Source organism: Bradyrhizobium sp. USDA 3240 (genome assembly GCF_054063295.1).
Genome location: NZ_JBSSGD010000002.1, coordinates 7,578,299 through 7,594,461, shown reverse-complemented (window position 1 = coordinate 7,594,461; position 16,163 = coordinate 7,578,299). Strand labels below are relative to the sequence as shown.

Here is a 16,163-nt window from a genome sequence, read left to right as displayed (position 1 = left end):
GAAAAATGACACGACTGCATTTCGCATTCGCGCTGCTGCCTTCGGGCTGGGCCAATGACGTGCAGGTCGTGGTCGCCGACGGCGCGATCATCTCGGTGACGGCAGGCGTGGCCCCCGCCGCCGGAGATGAGCGTCACCAATTGGCAGTTCCGGGACTGGCGAGCCTGCACAGCCACGCGTTTCAGCGCGGCATGGCCGGCCTTGCCGAACTGCGCGGCGACAGCACCGATACGTTCTGGACCTGGCGCGAGACGATGTACCGCTTTGCGCTGACGATGACACCCGACGACGTCGCAGCCGTTGCGACCCTGCTCTATGTCGAGATGCTCGAGCGCGGCTTTACGCGCGTCGGTGAGTTTCACTATCTCCATCATGATCGCGACGGCTCGCCTTACGCCAATCCGGCTGAGATGGCCGTGCGTATTGCGGAGGCAACTGAGGCCTCCGGCATCGGGCTTACGCTGCTGCCGAGTTTCTATGCCCACGGCACTTTCGGCGGCGCAGCGCCGCACGCCGGGCAGCGTCGCTTCATCTGCTCGGTCGATCGGTTCGCCACGCTGATGACTGCCTCGCGCGAGGCGATCCGAAAACTGCCCGGCGCCAACATCGGCATCGCCCCGCACAGCCTTCGCGCAGTGGCGCCCGACGAGCTTGCGGCGATCATTCCGCTTGCCGGCACCGACCCGATCCACATCCACGCCGCCGAACAGGTGCGTGAGGTGGAGGATTGCATGGCCTGGTCGGGGCAGCGGCCGGTGGAATGGCTGCTGGAAAACGCGCCCGTCAATCGACGCTGGTGCCTGATTCACGCGACCCACATGACGGAAAGGGAAGTCGCTGCGCTCGCCGGAAGCGGCGCGGTTGCCGGCCTCTGCCCGGTGACCGAAGCAAGCCTCGGCGACGGCATCTTTTCGGCGCGCGAATTCCTTGCCGCCGGCCGGCCGGTTCGGCATCGGAACGGATTCCAACGTGCTGGTCGGGGTCGCCGACGAACTTCGCCAACTCGAATACGGCCAGCGCCTGATGCACCGCGAGCGCAATGTGCTCTCCGGGCGTCCGGGTGCATCCACCGGCCGCGTCCTGTTCGACCACGCGCTCGCCGGCGGCACGCAAGCGCTGGCGCAGACCAATGCGGGGCTCACGCCCGGCGCACGCGCCGATATCGTCACCCTGGATACCGCTCACCCATCCCTGGCGGGACGGTCGGGCGATGCCGTGCTCGACGGCTGGCTGTTTGCGTCCGGAAGCGATGGGATCGATTGCGTCTGGGCCGGCGGCCACAAGCTGGTCGTTGGCGGACGGCACAGGTTGCGCGACAAGGCGCGCGAGCGGTTCAATGCGAGCGTCCGGAGGCTCGTCGCATGAGCCTCGCCTCCGAACGGGCCAAACCGGGTGCAAGCAGCAAGCCGACGCTCTACAAGCGGATCAGGCTCGATATCGAGACGCGGATCCTGACCGGCGAATGGCCCCCGGGCCACCGCATCCCGTTCGAGCACCAGTTGATGGCGCGCTATCGCTGCTCGCGCATGACGGTGAACAAGGCGCTGTCGGAACTGGCGCAGGCCGACTTGATCGAGCGGCGGCGGCGCGCCGGCTCATTCGTACGCCGCCCGCAGCATCTGTCGGCGGTGCTCAAGATTGCCGACATGCGCGCCGAGATCACGGCACTCGGCCGCAGCTACGGCTATCAGCTGATCGATTGCCGGCGACGCACCGCGACAGCGGCCGATCGTGCCCGGCTCGGGGTGAGCACGGCCGGCAAGGTGATCGCGATCGCCTGCCGGCACAGTGCCGACAATGTGCCGTTTGCGGTCGAAGACAGGCTGATCGATCTCTCCACGGTTCCGGAGGCCGCGACGGCCGACTTTGCGCGCGAGCCGCCGGGATCATGGCTGCTGCATCACGTGCCGTGGACCGAGGCCGAACATACGATCAGCGCGGTTGTCGCGGACGATCGCACGGCGAAGGCGCTCGGCATCGCGGTCGGCGCGCCTTGCCTCGTGATCGATCGCTACACCTGGCGCAGCGCACGCACAGTGACCGCGGTGCGGCTGCATTATCCGGGCGAGACGCACCGCCTGGTGGCTCGCTTCAAGGGAGGCTGAGGACGCCTTGCGCGGTATATTTCATGCAATGCATCATGGGCCACCATCCGCCAACCTTTCTGATGCGGCAATCCGCCGCGACTGACGAAGAAATCAACAGGGTTCTATCCATCGTTCAAGGGGTCGACAATCATGCGTTCGTTCAAGCTATTGCCCGCAATTGCAGCTCTGCTCGCGTCCACCGCCGCGTTCGCGGATGACGTCAAGATCGGCGTCGGCATCTCCGGATGGACCGGCTTCGCGCCGCTGACGCTCGCCAAGGAGGCCGGCATCTTCAAGAAGAACGGCCTCGACGTGACCTTGAAGAAGATCCCGCAGAAGGACCGGCATCTCGCGATCGCTTCGGGCGACATCCAGTGCGCGGCGACGACGGTGGAGACCTGGATCTCCTGGAACGCCAATGGCGTCGCGACCAAGCAGATCTTCCAGCTCGACAAGAGCTATGGCGCCGACGGCATGGCCGTGCGCAACGACGTCGCCGCGATCAAGGACCTGAAGGGCAAGACCGTCGCGGCATCGGCGCCCGGCACCTCGCCCTATTTCGCGCTGGCCTGGATGCTGAAGAAGAACGGCCTCACGGTGAAGGACGTCACCGTGGTCAATCTGGAACCCGCCGCCGCGGCGCAGGCTTTCGTCTCCGGCCAGAACGACGCCGCGATGACCTACGAGCCCTATCTGTCGACGGTGCGCGCCGCCCCGGACAAGGGCAAGATCATCGCCACCACGCTCGACTATCCGATCGTAATGGATACGTTCGGCTGCACGCCGAAATTCCTGACCGACAATCCGAAGGCGGCCCAGGCGCTGGCCAATAGCTATTTCGAGGCGCTCGACATGATCGCCAAGGATCAAGCCAAGGCCTATGAGATCATGGGCGCCGACGTGAAGCAATCCGGCGAGCAGTTCGGCAACTCGGCAAAGTACCTGCGTTGGCAGGACAAGGCCGCCAACCAGACATTCTTCGCCGGCGACTTCCTCAGCTTCAACAAGGACGCCGCGGAGCTCCTGCTCGAGGTCGGCATCATCAAGGCCGCGCCGAAGGTTGAAGACATCTACGACGCCAGCTTCATCAAGTAATATAGCCATCATTTCGGCCGGTCCCGCCTCGCGGCAAAGCGAGCGGGACCGGCGCATGAGATACGCCTGGACAAATTGATGCGTCCCCTCGAGCCCACAACATCGAAGCAACGCGTGGTCTACGGCCTCGCCTTCTTCGTGCTGTTCGTCGCCCTCTGGTCCTGGGCGACGTTCGGCGGCCATGTGTCGAAGACATTCCTCGCCAACCCGCTCACCATGGTGCAGGAAGGCTATGAGCTGCTCGCCAAGCAAGGCTTCCTGTTCGACATCGGAATGACGATCTGGCGCGTCATCGGCGGCTTTGCCCTTGCCGCCGTCATCGCAGTGCCGCTCGGCGTGCTGATGGGAGCGTACAAGCCGGTCGAGGCCTTTCTCGAGCCCTTCGTCTCCTTTGCGCGCTATCTGCCGGCATCCGCCTTCATCCCACTGTTGATCCTGTGGGCTGGCATCGGCGAATTGCAGAAGCTGCTGGTGATCTTCATCGGCGCTGTGTTCCAGATCATCCTGATGGTGGCCGTCACGGTGGGTGCCACACGGCGCGACCTGGTCGAAGCCGCCTACACGCTCGGCGCCCGCGACAGCGGTGTCATCCGCCGCGTGCTGCTTCCCTCAGCCGCGCCCGAGATCGCCGAGATCCTGAGGCTGGTGCTGGGCTGGGCCTGGACCTACGTCATTGTGGCCGAACTGATCGGCTCGTCGTCCGGCATCGGACACATGATCACCGACAGCCAGGCGCTGCTCAACACCGGCCAGATTATCTTCGGCATCATCGTCATCGGGCTGATCGGCCTGGTCTCCGATTTCCTGTTCAAGGCGTTCAACGCCTGGCTGTTCCCGTGGAAGCTCGCATGACCGCGCTCAGGATCGATCAGGTTTCGCGAACCTTCCCGGCCCGCGCGGGCAACGCGCCGACAAGGGCGCTCGAGCCGACCACGCTCGACGTCGGTGACAACGACTTCGTCACCATCCTTGGGCCGTCCGGCTGCGGAAAATCCACCCTGCTCCGGATCATCGCCGGGCTCGACCGGCCGACCAGCGGACGCGTCACGCTCGACGGCCGCGAGGTCACCGGCCCCGGCGCCGATCGCGGCATGGTGTTTCAGTCCTACACGCTGTTTCCGTGGCTGACCGTGCGGGAGAATATCGCCTTCGGCCTGCGCGAGCGCGGCGTTCCGCAACAAGGGCGCCATGACATCGCCGACGCGTTCATCCGCCGGGTCGGGCTATCCGGCTTCGAGAACCACTGGCCGAAGCAGCTGTCGGGCGGCATGCAGCAGCGCACCGCGATCGCCCGGGCGCTGGCCAACGATCCGAAGATCCTGCTGCTCGACGAGCCGTTCGGTGCACTCGACAACCAGACGCGGGCACTGATGCAGGAGATGCTGCTCGGGATCTGGGAGCGCGACCAGAAGACGGTGCTGTTCGTCACCCACGACATCGAGGAGGCGATCTTCCTCGGCAGCCGCGTCATCGTGATGAGCGCGCGTCCCGGCCGCATCAAGGCCGAGATCGCGGTCGACCTGCCGCATCCGCGCTCCTACAAGATCAAGACCACGCCCGAATTCGTCGCGCTGAAGGAGCGCCTAGTCGAGGAGATCCGCACCGAGGCCCTGAAGGTCGCCGAACAGGCCTGAGAGCGTGTTTCGAAATGCGAGCAATGACATCGAGATTTCTTAACTAGCTCCGTCATACCCGGCCTTGTGCCGGGCATCCACGTCTTTGCTTCAATCGGGCAAGAAAGACGTGGATGGCCGGGACAAGCCCGGCCATGACGAAACAGCGCCAGTTTGAGGAAACCGACGATTGGCTGCCCCGTCAGTGGCTGATCATCCAGGGACGCGCGGTCGGAAAACCCTTGGCGCCGCTCTTAGTCTTGGTCATCAGCCGTGCCGGCTTCTTCTTGTCCGTGGAGCAGCAGCCGCAGCCCGGGCCGTGCGCGGCCTTGTACTGATCGAGCGTCTTCGGCGCGTGCCGGCTCTGCTCGTTGGTGGCGTGCGCCTTGCGCTTGTCCGAGGGCATGCAGAAGAACGCCGGGGCGGTGAGGATCACGCGCGGCGACGTCGCCTCGCATTGCGGGCAGTCCTGCGGCAGGTCGCATTCCGCCATCGGCCGCATGTCGGTGAAGGGGCCGCAATCGTTGCAGAGATATTCGTAGATCGGCATTTTCGTATCCTTGCGCAGTCGTGTTTGACGTCTGGCGGCGGATGCGGGGCGGCCAATACGCAGCCGTCCCGCACCCTTCGCGCAGGGATCACTTAAAGGATCACTTGTCGGGCGAGATCGGCATCTGCACGTCGCCCTCGATGTGTTTGATCGGTCCGGCCGACGACGGCATGATGTCGAAGTCGAAGATCTCGGTCGGCAGCCACAGCGTAGCGCAGGCGTTGGGCACGTCGACGACGCCGGAGATGTGGCCCTGGCACGGCGCGGTGCCGAGGATCGAATAGGCCTGGGCGCCGGAGTAGCCGAACTTCTTCAGATACTCGATCGCGTTGAGGCAGGCCTGGCGATAGGCGATGTGGACGTCGAGATAGTGCTGCTTGCCGGCCTCGTCGACCGAGATGCCCTCGAAGATCAGGTAGTCCTTGTAGTTCGGCGTGATCGGCGACGGCTTGAACACGGGATTCTTGATGCCGTATTTCGAAACGCCGTCCTTGATGATGTCGACCTTGATGTGCAGCCAGCCGGCCATCTCGATGGCGCCGCAGAAGGTGATCTCGCCGTCGCCCTGGCTGAAATGCAGGTCGCCCATCGAAAGCCCGCCGCCCGGCACATAGACCGGGAAGTAGATCTTCGATCCGCGCGAGAGATCCTTGATGTCGCAATTGCCGCCATGCTCGCGCGGCGGCACGGTGCGGGCGCCCTCAAGACCGATCTTGGCCTTGACGTCACCCTTGGCCTGGCCGGCATGCGCGGTCGGCGCGAACGGCGGATTGGCGAGGCCCGGCACGCGCGTCGGGTTGGTCGCGATCAGTTCGGCTTCGCGCTTGTTCCAGGCCGCCAGCATCTTGGCGTCGGGCAGACAGCCGATCAGGCCGGGATGGATCAGGCCGGCGAAGTTCACGCCGGGGATGTGACGCGACGAGGTGTAGAGACCCTTGATGTCCCAGATCGACTTCTGCGCCAGCGGGAAATGGTCGGTGAGGAAGCCGCCGCCATTCTGCTTGGAGAAGAAGCCGTTGAAGCCCCACAGGCTCTCCTTCAAGGGACCGACGTCGAGCAGGTCGACGACCAGGAGGTCGCCGGGCTCGGCGCCCTTGACGCCGATCGGACCCGAAAGGAAGTGCACGATCGACAGATCGATGTCGCGCACGTCATCGGCGGAATCGTTGTTCTTGATGAAGCCGCCGGTCCAGTCGACGGTCTCGATGATGAAGTCGTCGCCGGGGCTGACCCACTCGACGATCGGAACCTCGGGATGCCAGCGGTTGTGAATCTTGTCGTTTTCATAGGCCGACTTGCTGAGATCGACCTTGATCAGTGTATCAGGCATCGAGATGCTCCCCTTAGTTTACATGGTTAAATGTTTGAGCGTGATCTGGTCGGAAAACCGCTTCACACTTTTCCGGATCACGCTCGGTTAGACGGACAGGTATTTGGAGATTTGCGCGGCATCGACGCTGGCGCGCGGCTCGTCGCGGACGATCTCGCCGTTCTCAATGACGAGCACGCGGTCAGCGATGTCGAGCGCAAAACTCAGGACCTGCTCGGAGACGACGATCGACAGCCCGCGCTCATCGCGGATCCGTTTCAGGGTGCGCGCCATGTCCTTGATGATCGACGGCTGGATGCCTTCGGTCGGCTCGTCCAGCAGCAGCACCTTGGGCTTGGTCGCAAGCGCGCGGGCAATCGCGAGCTGCTGCTGCTGCCCGCCCGAAAGATTGCCACCGCGGCGGCCCTTCATCTCGAGCAGCACCGGGAACAGCTCGTAGATGTCGCCGGGCACCTCGGAGCCGCCCGACACCACGAGCCCGGTTTCGATATTCTCCTTCACCGTCATGGTGGAGAAGATCATGCGTCCTTGCGGCACGTAGGCGAGCCCCTTCGCCACCCGCTCGTAGCTCTTCATCGCGCCGAGCTCGGTGCCGTCCATGGTCACCTTGCCGCTCTTGGCCGGCAGGATGCCCATCAGCGATTTCATCAGCGTAGTCTTGCCCATGCCGTTGCGGCCCATGATCGCAACGATCTCGTTGGGCGCGACCGAAACGTTGAGGCCGTGCAGCACCTCGCTCTGGCCGTAGGCGACGTGAAGATCATTGATTGCCAGCATCGTTCCAGTTCCTCAGTGCCCCAGATAGACTTCGATCACCTTGGGATCGTTCTTGACGTGCTCCATCGTCCCCTCGGACAGGATCTGTCCCTGGTGCAGCACCGTCACCTTGTGCGCGATGTCCTCGACGAATTTCATGTCGTGCTCGATCACCAGCACCGAACGGTCCTTGATGATGCGGTTCAGCAGCTCGGCGGTCTTGGCGCGCTCCGAGACGCTCATGCCGGCGACGGGCTCGTCCAGCATCAGGAGGTCCGGGTCCTGAATCAGCAGCATGCCGATCTCGAGCCACTGCTTTTGGCCATGGCTGAGCTGGTCGGCATAGGTGTTGAGGCGGTCCTTCAGGAAGATCATCTCGGCGACCTCCTCGACCCGCTGCTTGACCGCGTCGTCGCGCTGGAAGGTCAGCGAGCCGAACACGGTGCGCCCGCGCGGGTAGGAAATCTCGAGGTTCTCGAACACGGTGAGATCCTCAAATACCGATGGCGGTCTGGAACTTGCGCCCGACCCCGGCCTGCACGATCTCGTTCTCGCGCAGTCGCGTCAGCTCCTGGCCGCGGAACTGGATCGAGCCTGAAGTGGCCCGGGTCTTGCCGCAGATCAGATCGAGCACGGTGGTCTTGCCGGCGCCGTTCGGGCCGATGATGACGCGAATCTCGTTCTCCTCGACATAGAAGGAGAGATCGTTGACCGCCTTGAAGCCGTCAAAGGACACGGTAAGTCCGGAGACCGCGAGCAGGAAATCCTTGGGCTGATGGCCGACGAGCATGATGGTCCCTCCTCACTCGGCCGGTGCGCCGTCGGCGATCAGGCCGGCCGCCGATTTCGATTTGCGTGATGCGAACAGGCGATCGATGCGGGGCTGGATATGATCCGCCCAGATGCCGGAAAGCCCGTTCGGGAAGGCCAGCACGACCGCGATGAACAGTGCGCCGAGGCCGAACAGCCAGAGCTGCGGGAACGATTCCGAGAGGCTGGTCTTGGCGAAGTTGACCAGCAGCGCGCCCCAAACTGCGCCGAAGATCGACATCCGGCCGCCGACCGCGGTGTAGATCACCATCTCGATCGACGGCACGATGCCGACGAAGGACGGCGACATGAAGCCGACCTCGAGCGTGAACATGGCGCCGCCGATCGCCGCGAACACCGCCGCGGCACAGAACGCGAAGATCTTGAAATTGGCGACGCTGTAACCGGAGAAGCGCACGCGATCCTCCTGCTCCCTCATCGCCACCAGGATGCGCCCGAGTTTTGTCAGCCGGATGAATTGCGCGGCAACGATGCATCCGAACAGCAGCACAACCTCGACGAAATACAGAATGAACTTGGCGTGATCGGTGCGGATGTCCCAGCCGTGCAGCGTACGCAAGTCGGTGATGCCATTGATGCCGCCGGTGTAGCCCTGCTGCCCGACGATCAGGATGGTGAGGATCGCCGCGATCGCTTGCGTGATGATCGCAAAGTACACGCCGCCGACCCGGCGCTTGAACATCGCGGCGCCGATGATCAGCGCGAACAACGCGGGAACCAGCAGGATCGCCAGCACCGTGACCGGAAAGCTGTGGAATGGCTTCCAGAACAGCGGAAGCTGCGTGATCTGGTTCCAGTCCATGAAGTCCGGGATGCCCGGCGTCGACTGGATCTTGGTGTTCGCGACCGAGGACGCTTCGAGCTTGAGGTACATCGCCATGCAGTAGCCGCCGAGGCCGAAGAACACGCCCTGCCCCAGGCTCAGGATGCCGCCATAGCCCCAGCATAGCACGAGGCCGATCCCGACGAAGGCGTAGGTCAGATATTTGGCGACCAAATTGAGGCGGAAGATATCCAGCGACAGCGGCAGGATGAGAAGTAGCAGCACCGCGAGCGCAAGGAAGCCGAGCAGTTCGGAGCGATTGAAAAAGCGCGAGTTGATGACCATGACCTGCCTGCTTGTTCTTATTTGCGGACCTTGAGCGCGAAGAGCCCCTGCGGACGCACCATCAGGATCGCGACGATCGTGAGCAGCGTGATCACCTTGGCCATCGATCCCGACAGGAAGAATTCCAGCGTCGACTGGGTCTGTGAGATCGAGAAGGCGGAGGCGATGGTGCCGAACAGCGAGGCCGCGCCGCCGAACACGACGACCAGGAAGGTGTCGACGATGTAGAGCTGGCCGGCGGTCGGCCCGGTCGAGCCGATCATGGTGAAGGCCGAGCCCGCGATCCCGGCGATGCCGCAGCCGAGGCCAAAGGTGTAGCGATCGACCTTCTCGGTGTTGATGCCGACGGCGCCCGCCATCACGCGGTTCTGCACCACCGCGCGCACCTGCTTGCCCCAGCTCGACCGGAACAGCACGTAGGCGACCGCGATCGTGATCAGGATGGTCAGCGCCATCACGAACATGCCGTTGATGGGGATCTGGATCGAGTCGGTCGCCTGCCAGGAGCCCATCATCCATTCCGGCAGCTCGACGCCGACTTCGCGCGCGCCGAAGATCGAGCGATAGGCCTGCTGCAGGATCAGGCTGAGACCCCAGGTCGCCAGCAGCGTATCGAGCGGACGCTTGTAGAGATGGCGTATCAGCGCCCATTCGACCAGCATGCCGAGCGCGCCGGAGGCGATGAACGCCAGGATCATGGCGATGAAGAAGTAACCGGGGAACAGCCAGGGCGCGACGTGCTGCACGGCGTTCGACGTCATCCAGGTGACGTAGGCGCCCAGGATCATGAACTCGCCGTGCGCCATGTTGATGACGCCCATCTGGCCGAAGATGATGGCAAGCCCCAGCGCCATCAGCACATAGACGGAGAACAGGATGAGCCCGGCAAATCCCTGCATCGCAAGGATGGCGCCGAGATCGCTGATCGAATAGTCGCCGAACATCTGGTCCTCCGTCATTCCAAAGGGCACGCGCCGCCGGTCAAGCGACGCTCGTTCCGTGGCGTGGACGATGACGTCCACGCCGCGATGCGTTGAAGTGAGGTTGCGCTTTAAGCGCCAGAACTCACTGGTAGCCCTTGGGGAACGGATCCGGCTCGACGAGATCCGCGGTCTCGTAGATCAGCTCATACTGGCCGTCGGCCTTGGCGCGCCCGACGCGGGTCTTCGACCACAGATGATGGTTCTCGTGGATCCGGACGTAGCCTTCCGGCGCGCCCTTGAATTCGACGCCGGGCGACGCCGCCGCGATCTTGTCGATGTCGAAGGAGCCCGCCTTCTCCACCGTCAACTTCCACAGCCACGGGCCGAGGTACGCAGCCTGCGTGACGTCGCCGATCACGGTCTTCTCGCCCCACATCTTCTTGAAGGCGGGCACGAAGGCCTTGTTGTTCGGATTGTCGAGCGACTGGAAGTATTTCATGCAGGCATAGGCGCCGGCGATGTTCTCGCCGCCGATGCCGTCGATCTCGTCCTCGGTGACCGAGATCGTCAGCAGCGTCTGCTTCGACAGGTCGATGCCGGCCGCCTTGAGCTGCTTGTAGAACGCGACGTTGGAGCCGCCGACGATGATCGCGTAGATCACGTCAGGCTTGGTCAGCTTGATCTTGTTGATCACCGAGTTGAACTGGGTCGAGCCGAGCGGGAAGTACTCCTCACCGACCACCTTGCAGCCCTGCAGATGGTTCTCGATGTGCTTGCGCGCGATCTTGTTCGAGGTGCGCGGCCAGATGTAGTCCGAGCCGAGCAGATAGAAGCTCTTGGCGCCCTTGGTCTTGTTGACCCAGTCGAGGCCGGCGATGATCTGCTGCGTCGCCTCCTGGCCGGTGTAGATGACATTCTTTGACTGCTCGAGGCCTTCGTAGAAGGTCGGGTAGTACAGCATGCCGTTGTACTGCTCGAACACCGGCAGCACCGCCTTGCGCGAGGCCGAGGTCCAGCAGCCCATCACGGCCGCGCATTTGTCGTTGACCAGGAGCTTCTTCGCCTTTTCCGCGAAGGTCGGCCAGTCGCTCGCGCCGTCTTCCTGGATGAACTTGATCTTGCGGCCAAGCACGCCGCCGGCGGCGTTGATCTGCTCGATCGCCAGCTTCTCGGCCTCGACCGATCCGGTCTCGGAGATCGCCATGGTGCCGGTCACCGAATGCAGGATACCGACCGTGACTTCGCTATCGGTGACTGCAAGACCCGTGGTGTTGACCGCGGAGGTTGCAGGAACGTCGGCAAAAGCGGGACGGCCCAGCATCGAAACAGCCGGCAAAGCCGCCATTCCCATCAAGAGCTTGCGCCGGAGCGGAGACTTCAGGCCTGGTTTGGTTTCGTCTGACATGAGCACCCCATTGGTTCGAGAACGCTTATTGATCGGGCGAGGATTGCTCACTTTTGTGCAGCGCACTGATACGTGAGATCGCGTATACTGCACCGCAAAATAGCGACGTAGGTTTTTGGTACGGGATTTGCCCGCGATCAAAGCATCGTGGACCAGGAGTTAAAGCGAGTGGCAGGGCGGCAGCGGATAGACCGCGTCAGGCGCCAATACAATCAATGGGTCGCCAACCAGACGCTGGAAGACTACGCGCTGCGCTTCACCGCCAAGAGCGCGCGGCGCTGGTCCGCCGCCCGCGTCGCCAACACCGCGCTCGGCGCGATCTCCTTCCTCGCACTGGAGGCGATCGGCGGCACCATCACGCTGAACTACGGCGCGATCAACGCCTCCGCGGCGATCCTGGTCGTCAGCGTCATCATCTTCCTCTGCGGACTGCCGATCGCCTACCATGCCGCGAAAAGCGGCATCGACATCGACCTGCTGACCCGCGGCGCCGGCTTCGGCTATATCGGCTCGACCATCACCTCGCTGATCTACGCCTCCTTCACCTTCATCTTCTTCGCGATCGAGGCCGTGATCCTGGCCAGCGCGCTCGACATGTGCTTCGGCATCCCGCGGCCGATCGGCTACCTGATCAGCGCGGTCGTGATCATTCCGCTGGTCGTCTACGGCATCACGCTGATCAGCCGCTTTCAGCTCTGGACCCAGCCGCTGTGGGTGGTCCTCCACATCATGCCGTTTGCGGCGATCGCCTGGGCCAATCCACATTCGTTCACCGAGTGGCGCAAGTTCGCCGGCGAGCACGGCGATCCCGCGGGCAACCTCGATCTCCTGCTGTTCGGCACGGCGGCCTCCGTCGTGTTTGCGCTGGTGGCGCAGATCGGCGAGCAGGTCGACTTCCTGCGCTTCCTGCCGCGCGACCGCCGCACCTCGCGAAAGGCCTGGTGGATCGCATTGCTCAGCGCCGGTCCAGGCTGGATCGTGCTCGGCGCGCTCAAGCTGCTGGCCGGCTCGTTCCTGGCCTTCTTCGCGCTCAGCCACGGCGTCTCGGCCGAGCATGCGGCCGAACCCGCGAACATGTATCTGGAAGCCTTCCGCTACGTGCTGTCCCAGCCGGATCTCGCGATGGCGCTGACCGGGACCTTCGTGATCCTGTCGCAGGTCAAGATCAACGTCACCAATGCCTATGCCGGCTCGATCGCCTGGTCGAACTTCTTTTCCCGCCTCACCCATTCGCATCCCGGCCGCGTGGTGTGGCTGGTGTTCAACGTCGTGGTCGCGCTGCTGTTGATGGAAATCGGCGTCTACAAGGCGCTGGAGCAGACGCTGGCGCTCTACTCCAACGTCGCGATCGCCTGGGTCGGCGCGCTGGTCGCCGATCTCGTCATCAACAAGCCGCTCGGCTTGCGGCCACAGCATATCGAGTTCAAGCGCGCCCACCTCTGCGACATCAATCCGGTCGGCGTGGGCGCGATGACGATTGCGACCGTGGTCTCGATCAGCGCGTTCTACGGCCTGTTCGGCCCGACCGCGAAGGCGCTGTCCGCCTTCGTCGCGCTCGCGGTGGCCTTCATCACCGCTCCGCTGATTGCGTGGGCGACCGACGGAAAGTATTACATCGCACGCAAGCCGAAGCGGAGCTGGCAGAACCTTGAATCGATCCAGTGCTGTATCTGCGAGCATGCCTTCGAGCCCGAAGACATGGCCTCCTGTCCGGCCTATGCCGGCCCGATCTGCTCATTGTGCTGCTCGCTCGACGCCCGCTGCCACGACCTCTGCAAGCCGCATGGGCGGATCGGCGCACAGGTCTCGGACGCGCTGGGCAAGGTGATGCCGCAGCCGATCTACGCCCGCATCAATTCGCAGCTCGGACATTACCTCGGCGTGTTCGCCGTCTCGGCCGGCCTCGTGGCGCTGGTGCTCGGCCTGATCTATCTGCAGACCACCGCGGCCGTGCATGCCAACGAGCTATTGGCCGACGTGCTGTGGAAGGTGTTCTTTGCGCTGACCCTGATCATCGGCGTCGTCGCCTGGCTGTTCGTGCTGGCGCAACAGAGCCGGCGCGCTGCCGAAGACGAAACACGCCGGCAGACCACGCTGCTGATCCAGGAGATCGACGCCCACAAGCGCACCGATGCCGAATTGCAGCGCGCCAAGGAAGTCGCCGAGGCCGCCAATCTCGCCAAGAGCCGATACGTCGTCGGCCTCAGCCACGAGCTTCGCTCGCCGCTGAATGCGATCTCCGGCTACGCGCAGCTGCTGGAGCAGGACGACAGCCTCCCGGTGCGGCCACGCGGGCAAGTGCGCGTGGTCCGCCGCAGCGCCGATCATCTGTCGGGTCTGATCGACGGCATTCTCGATATCTCCAAGATCGAGGCCGGCCGCCTCTATCTTTCGCGCGACGAGGTGCGGCTGAACGATTTCCTCGAGCAGCTGGTCGGCATGTTCCGCCTGCAAGCTGCTGCAAAAGGCATCGACTTCGTGTTCAGGCGGCCGGCGGTGCTGCCCGTCGTGGTCTATGCAGACGAGAAGCGGCTGCGGCAGATCCTGATCAACCTGCTCTCGAATGCGATCAAGTTCACGCAATCCGGCAAGGTGCAGTTCGTGGTGCATTATCGCAGCCCGGTCGCCGAGTTCGAGGTGATCGATACCGGGCCAGGCATCCAGCCCGACGATCTCGAGCGGATCTTCGCCCCGTTCGAGCGCGGCGCGCTCGGCGTCAGCCAGCCGCAGACCGGCACCGGGCTGGGCCTCACCATCAGCCGCCTGCTCGCGGGTGTGATGGGTGGCGACATCAAGGTCTTGAGCACGGTCGGCACCGGCAGCACCTTCCGCGTCAAGCTGCTGCTGTCCGAAGTCACCAATCCACGCCGCGATGCGCCGGTCGACGCTCCGGTGTACGGCTATCACGGCCCGCGCAAGACGATCCTGATCACCGACGATGACCCGACCCACCGCGACCTGCTGCGCGAGATCCTGGCGCCGCTCGGCTTCATCCTGCTCAGCGCACCGGACGGGCCGGGCTGCCTGGCCCTCGCGCAGCATTGCCGGCCGGACATGTTCCTGCTCGATATCTCGATGGCGGGCATGGACGGCTGGACGGTCGCCGAGACCTTGCGCTCCGAAGGCCATCACCAGGCCCGCATCCTGATGATCTCGGCAAGCGCGCTGGAGGCCCACGGCGCGCCGCTGGCGCAACCGTTCCACGACGGCTATTTGATGAAGCCGATCGACATTCCGCGGCTGCTCGAGAGCATCCGCCAGCTGCTCAAGATCGAGTGGCAATATGAGGCCGAGCAGATTCCACCCCCGCAGTGGAAGCCCGACACGGGTTCGCGCCCACCGGTGAAATATGTCGAAGAGCTGATCAGCCTCGGTCAACTCGGCTATATCAGGGCGATCCAGCTCAAGCTCGACGAGATCGGCAACGAATGTCCCGAACATGCCGATTTCGTCGGCCAGATGCGCACACTGATCGACCGGTTCGACCTTGATCAATATATGGCGACGTTGAAAACATTGCACAGCTATGACCATTGAACAGCGAAAGCGCGACGTCGCGCTCGTCGTCGACGACTCGCCCGAGACGTTGCGCCTGCTGACCGACGCGCTCGACGGCGCCGGCATGACCGTGATGGTCGCGCTCGACGGCGCCTCGGCGATGCGCATCGTCGACCAGATCACCCCCGACATCGTGCTGCTCGATGCCGTGATGCCCGGCATGGACGGGTTCGAGACCTGCCGGCGGCTGAAGCGCGACGCCGGTCTCGACGGGGTGCCGATCATCTTCATGACGGGGCTGGCCGAAACCGAGCACATCGTGCGCGGGCTGGAGGCCGGCGGCGTCGACTATGTCACCAAGCCGATCGTGGTCGAGGAGATGCTCGCGCGCATCCGGGTGCATCTCGCCAATGCGCGGATGACCCAGAGCGCCCGCGCCGCGCTCGACGTCTCCGGCCGCTATCTGCTCGCAGTCAACAGTTCAGGCGCGCTGCTGTGGGCGACGCCGCAGGCACAAAGACTGTTGTCGGATACGCTCGCCGACGCCGCCGACAATTTCGTGCTGCCGGAGCCCATGCCGCAATGGCTAGACCAGGCTCAGAAAGGCAAGGCCGGAGCGAAGACCGCCGCCGTGGCGTCATTCCCCGGCAGCGAGCAGCTTCGGCTGCAATTCATGGGCAAGCTCGGGCCCAACGAATTCCTGCTGCGGCTGGCCAAGGACACCAGCGGCGACATGCCGGCCGAGTTCTCCAGCGAGCTCGGCCTGACCACCCGCGAAGGCGAGGTGCTGTCCTGGCTCTCCAAGGGCAAGACCAACCGCGACATCGCGCAGATCCTGGGCTTGAGCCCGCGCACCGTCGACAAGCACCTCGAGCAGATCTACGCCAAGCTCGGCGTCGAGAACCGCACCGCCGCCGCCGCGATCGCGGTCAACGCCAGGCATCGCAAGTCGTAGCCTGCCGTCTCC

General features: G+C 64.0%; 12 protein-coding genes and 2 pseudogenes. 7 read left to right on the top strand and 7 right to left on the bottom strand.

What is annotated here, in order from left to right:
• The first annotated feature begins 5 nt into the window (after positions 1-5).
• From ACVIGA_RS36325 to ACVIGA_RS36305, 5 genes and pseudogenes are all read left to right on the top strand, one after another.
• Positions 6-1,365 (top strand): annotated as a pseudogene (locus ACVIGA_RS36325) (formimidoylglutamate deiminase).
• Positions 1,362-2,105 (top strand): histidine utilization repressor, encoded by a 744-nt coding sequence (gene hutC, locus ACVIGA_RS36320; RefSeq protein ID WP_223968635.1) that lies wholly within the window; start codon positions 1,362-1,364, stop codon positions 2,103-2,105. Before ACVIGA_RS36325 ends, hutC begins: the two are co-directional and overlap by 4 nt.
• 132 nt (positions 2,106-2,237) lie before the next feature.
• Complete coding sequence (locus ACVIGA_RS36315; protein WP_456669786.1) at positions 2,238-3,182, top strand: ABC transporter substrate-binding protein; 945 nt, start codon at positions 2,238-2,240, stop codon at positions 3,180-3,182.
• 78 nt (positions 3,183-3,260) lie between these two features.
• Positions 3,261-4,034 carry an ABC transporter permease gene (locus ACVIGA_RS36310; protein WP_456669785.1) on the top strand — a complete coding sequence of 258 codons (774 nt, stop codon included), beginning with the start codon at positions 3,261-3,263 and terminating at the stop codon, positions 4,032-4,034.
• A complete protein-coding gene (locus ACVIGA_RS36305) occupies positions 4,031-4,816 on the top strand; it encodes an ABC transporter ATP-binding protein (RefSeq protein WP_375780129.1) in 786 nt (261 codons plus the stop codon). Before ACVIGA_RS36310 ends, ACVIGA_RS36305 begins: the two co-directional genes overlap by 4 nt.
• Positions 4,817-4,997: 181 nt before the next feature.
• Here ACVIGA_RS36305 and ACVIGA_RS36300 read toward each other — a convergent pair whose 3' ends face one another.
• The 7 genes and pseudogenes from ACVIGA_RS36300 to urtA all read right to left on the bottom strand — a co-directional run bounded on the left by ACVIGA_RS36300 (position 4,998) and on the right by urtA (position 11,698).
• Positions 4,998-5,345: an FmdB family zinc ribbon protein gene (locus tag ACVIGA_RS36300; RefSeq protein ID WP_456669784.1), complete on the bottom strand. Its 348-nt coding sequence runs from the start codon at positions 5,343-5,345 to the stop codon at positions 4,998-5,000.
• Positions 5,346-5,445: 100 nt separating this feature from the next.
• Complete coding sequence (gene fmdA, locus ACVIGA_RS36295; RefSeq protein ID WP_456669783.1) at positions 5,446-6,675, bottom strand: formamidase; 1,230 nt, start codon at positions 6,673-6,675, stop codon at positions 5,446-5,448.
• A gap of 87 nt (positions 6,676-6,762) precedes the next feature.
• Positions 6,763-7,452, bottom strand: a complete 690-nt coding sequence (gene urtE, locus ACVIGA_RS36290) for an urea ABC transporter ATP-binding subunit UrtE (RefSeq protein WP_456669782.1) — start codon at positions 7,450-7,452, stop codon at positions 6,763-6,765.
• 12 nt (positions 7,453-7,464) lie between these two features.
• Positions 7,465-8,221, bottom strand: a pseudogene (urtD, locus tag ACVIGA_RS36285) (urea ABC transporter ATP-binding protein UrtD).
• A gap of 12 nt (positions 8,222-8,233) precedes the next feature.
• Positions 8,234-9,370 (bottom strand): urea ABC transporter permease subunit UrtC, encoded by a 1,137-nt coding sequence (gene urtC, locus ACVIGA_RS36280; protein ID WP_375780126.1) that lies wholly within the window; start codon positions 9,368-9,370, stop codon positions 8,234-8,236.
• Between the two features lie 17 nt (positions 9,371-9,387).
• Positions 9,388-10,314, bottom strand: coding sequence for an urea ABC transporter permease subunit UrtB (gene urtB / locus ACVIGA_RS36275; RefSeq protein ID WP_456670966.1), 927 nt, complete (start codon positions 10,312-10,314; stop codon positions 9,388-9,390).
• A gap of 121 nt (positions 10,315-10,435) precedes the next feature.
• On the bottom strand, positions 10,436-11,698 hold the full coding sequence (urtA, locus tag ACVIGA_RS36270) for an urea ABC transporter substrate-binding protein (protein WP_050400067.1): 1,263 nt from the start codon (positions 11,696-11,698) through the stop codon (positions 10,436-10,438).
• A gap of 168 nt (positions 11,699-11,866) precedes the next feature.
• On the opposite strand from urtA, the gene ACVIGA_RS36265 reads away from it, so the two are divergent.
• Both ACVIGA_RS36265 and ACVIGA_RS36260 read left to right on the top strand, forming a co-directional pair.
• Positions 11,867-15,235 (top strand): hybrid sensor histidine kinase/response regulator, encoded by a 3,369-nt coding sequence (locus tag ACVIGA_RS36265; protein ID WP_456669781.1) that lies wholly within the window; start codon positions 11,867-11,869, stop codon positions 15,233-15,235.
• The gene (locus ACVIGA_RS36260; protein ID WP_456669780.1) at positions 15,225-16,151 is read left to right on the top strand and encodes a response regulator; all 927 of its coding nucleotides are present in this window, start codon (positions 15,225-15,227) and stop codon (positions 16,149-16,151) included. Before ACVIGA_RS36265 ends, ACVIGA_RS36260 begins: the two co-directional genes overlap by 11 nt.
• The last annotated feature ends 12 nt before the right edge of the window (positions 16,152-16,163 follow it).

Coding starts and splice junctions, on each gene's coding strand:
- hutC (WP_223968635.1), top strand. CDS start 1,362: ATGAGCCTCGCCTCCGAACGGGCCAAACCGGGTGCAAGCAGCAAGCCG.
- ACVIGA_RS36315 (WP_456669786.1), top strand. CDS start 2,238: ATGCGTTCGTTCAAGCTATTGCCCGCAATTGCAGCTCTGCTCGCGTCC.
- ACVIGA_RS36310 (WP_456669785.1), top strand. CDS start 3,261: ATGCGTCCCCTCGAGCCCACAACATCGAAGCAACGCGTGGTCTACGGC.
- ACVIGA_RS36305 (WP_375780129.1), top strand. CDS start 4,031: ATGACCGCGCTCAGGATCGATCAGGTTTCGCGAACCTTCCCGGCCCGC.
- ACVIGA_RS36300 (WP_456669784.1), bottom strand. CDS start 5,345: ATGCCGATCTACGAATATCTCTGCAACGATTGCGGCCCCTTCACCGAC.
- fmdA (WP_456669783.1), bottom strand. CDS start 6,675: ATGCCTGATACACTGATCAAGGTCGATCTCAGCAAGTCGGCCTATGAA.
- urtE (WP_456669782.1), bottom strand. CDS start 7,452: ATGCTGGCAATCAATGATCTTCACGTCGCCTACGGCCAGAGCGAGGTG.
- urtC (WP_375780126.1), bottom strand. CDS start 9,370: ATGGTCATCAACTCGCGCTTTTTCAATCGCTCCGAACTGCTCGGCTTC.
- urtB (WP_456670966.1), bottom strand. CDS start 10,314: ATGTTCGGCGACTATTCGATCAGCGATCTCGGCGCCATCCTTGCGATG.
- urtA (WP_050400067.1), bottom strand. CDS start 11,698: ATGTCAGACGAAACCAAACCAGGCCTGAAGTCTCCGCTCCGGCGCAAG.
- ACVIGA_RS36260 (WP_456669780.1), top strand. CDS start 15,225: ATGACCATTGAACAGCGAAAGCGCGACGTCGCGCTCGTCGTCGACGAC.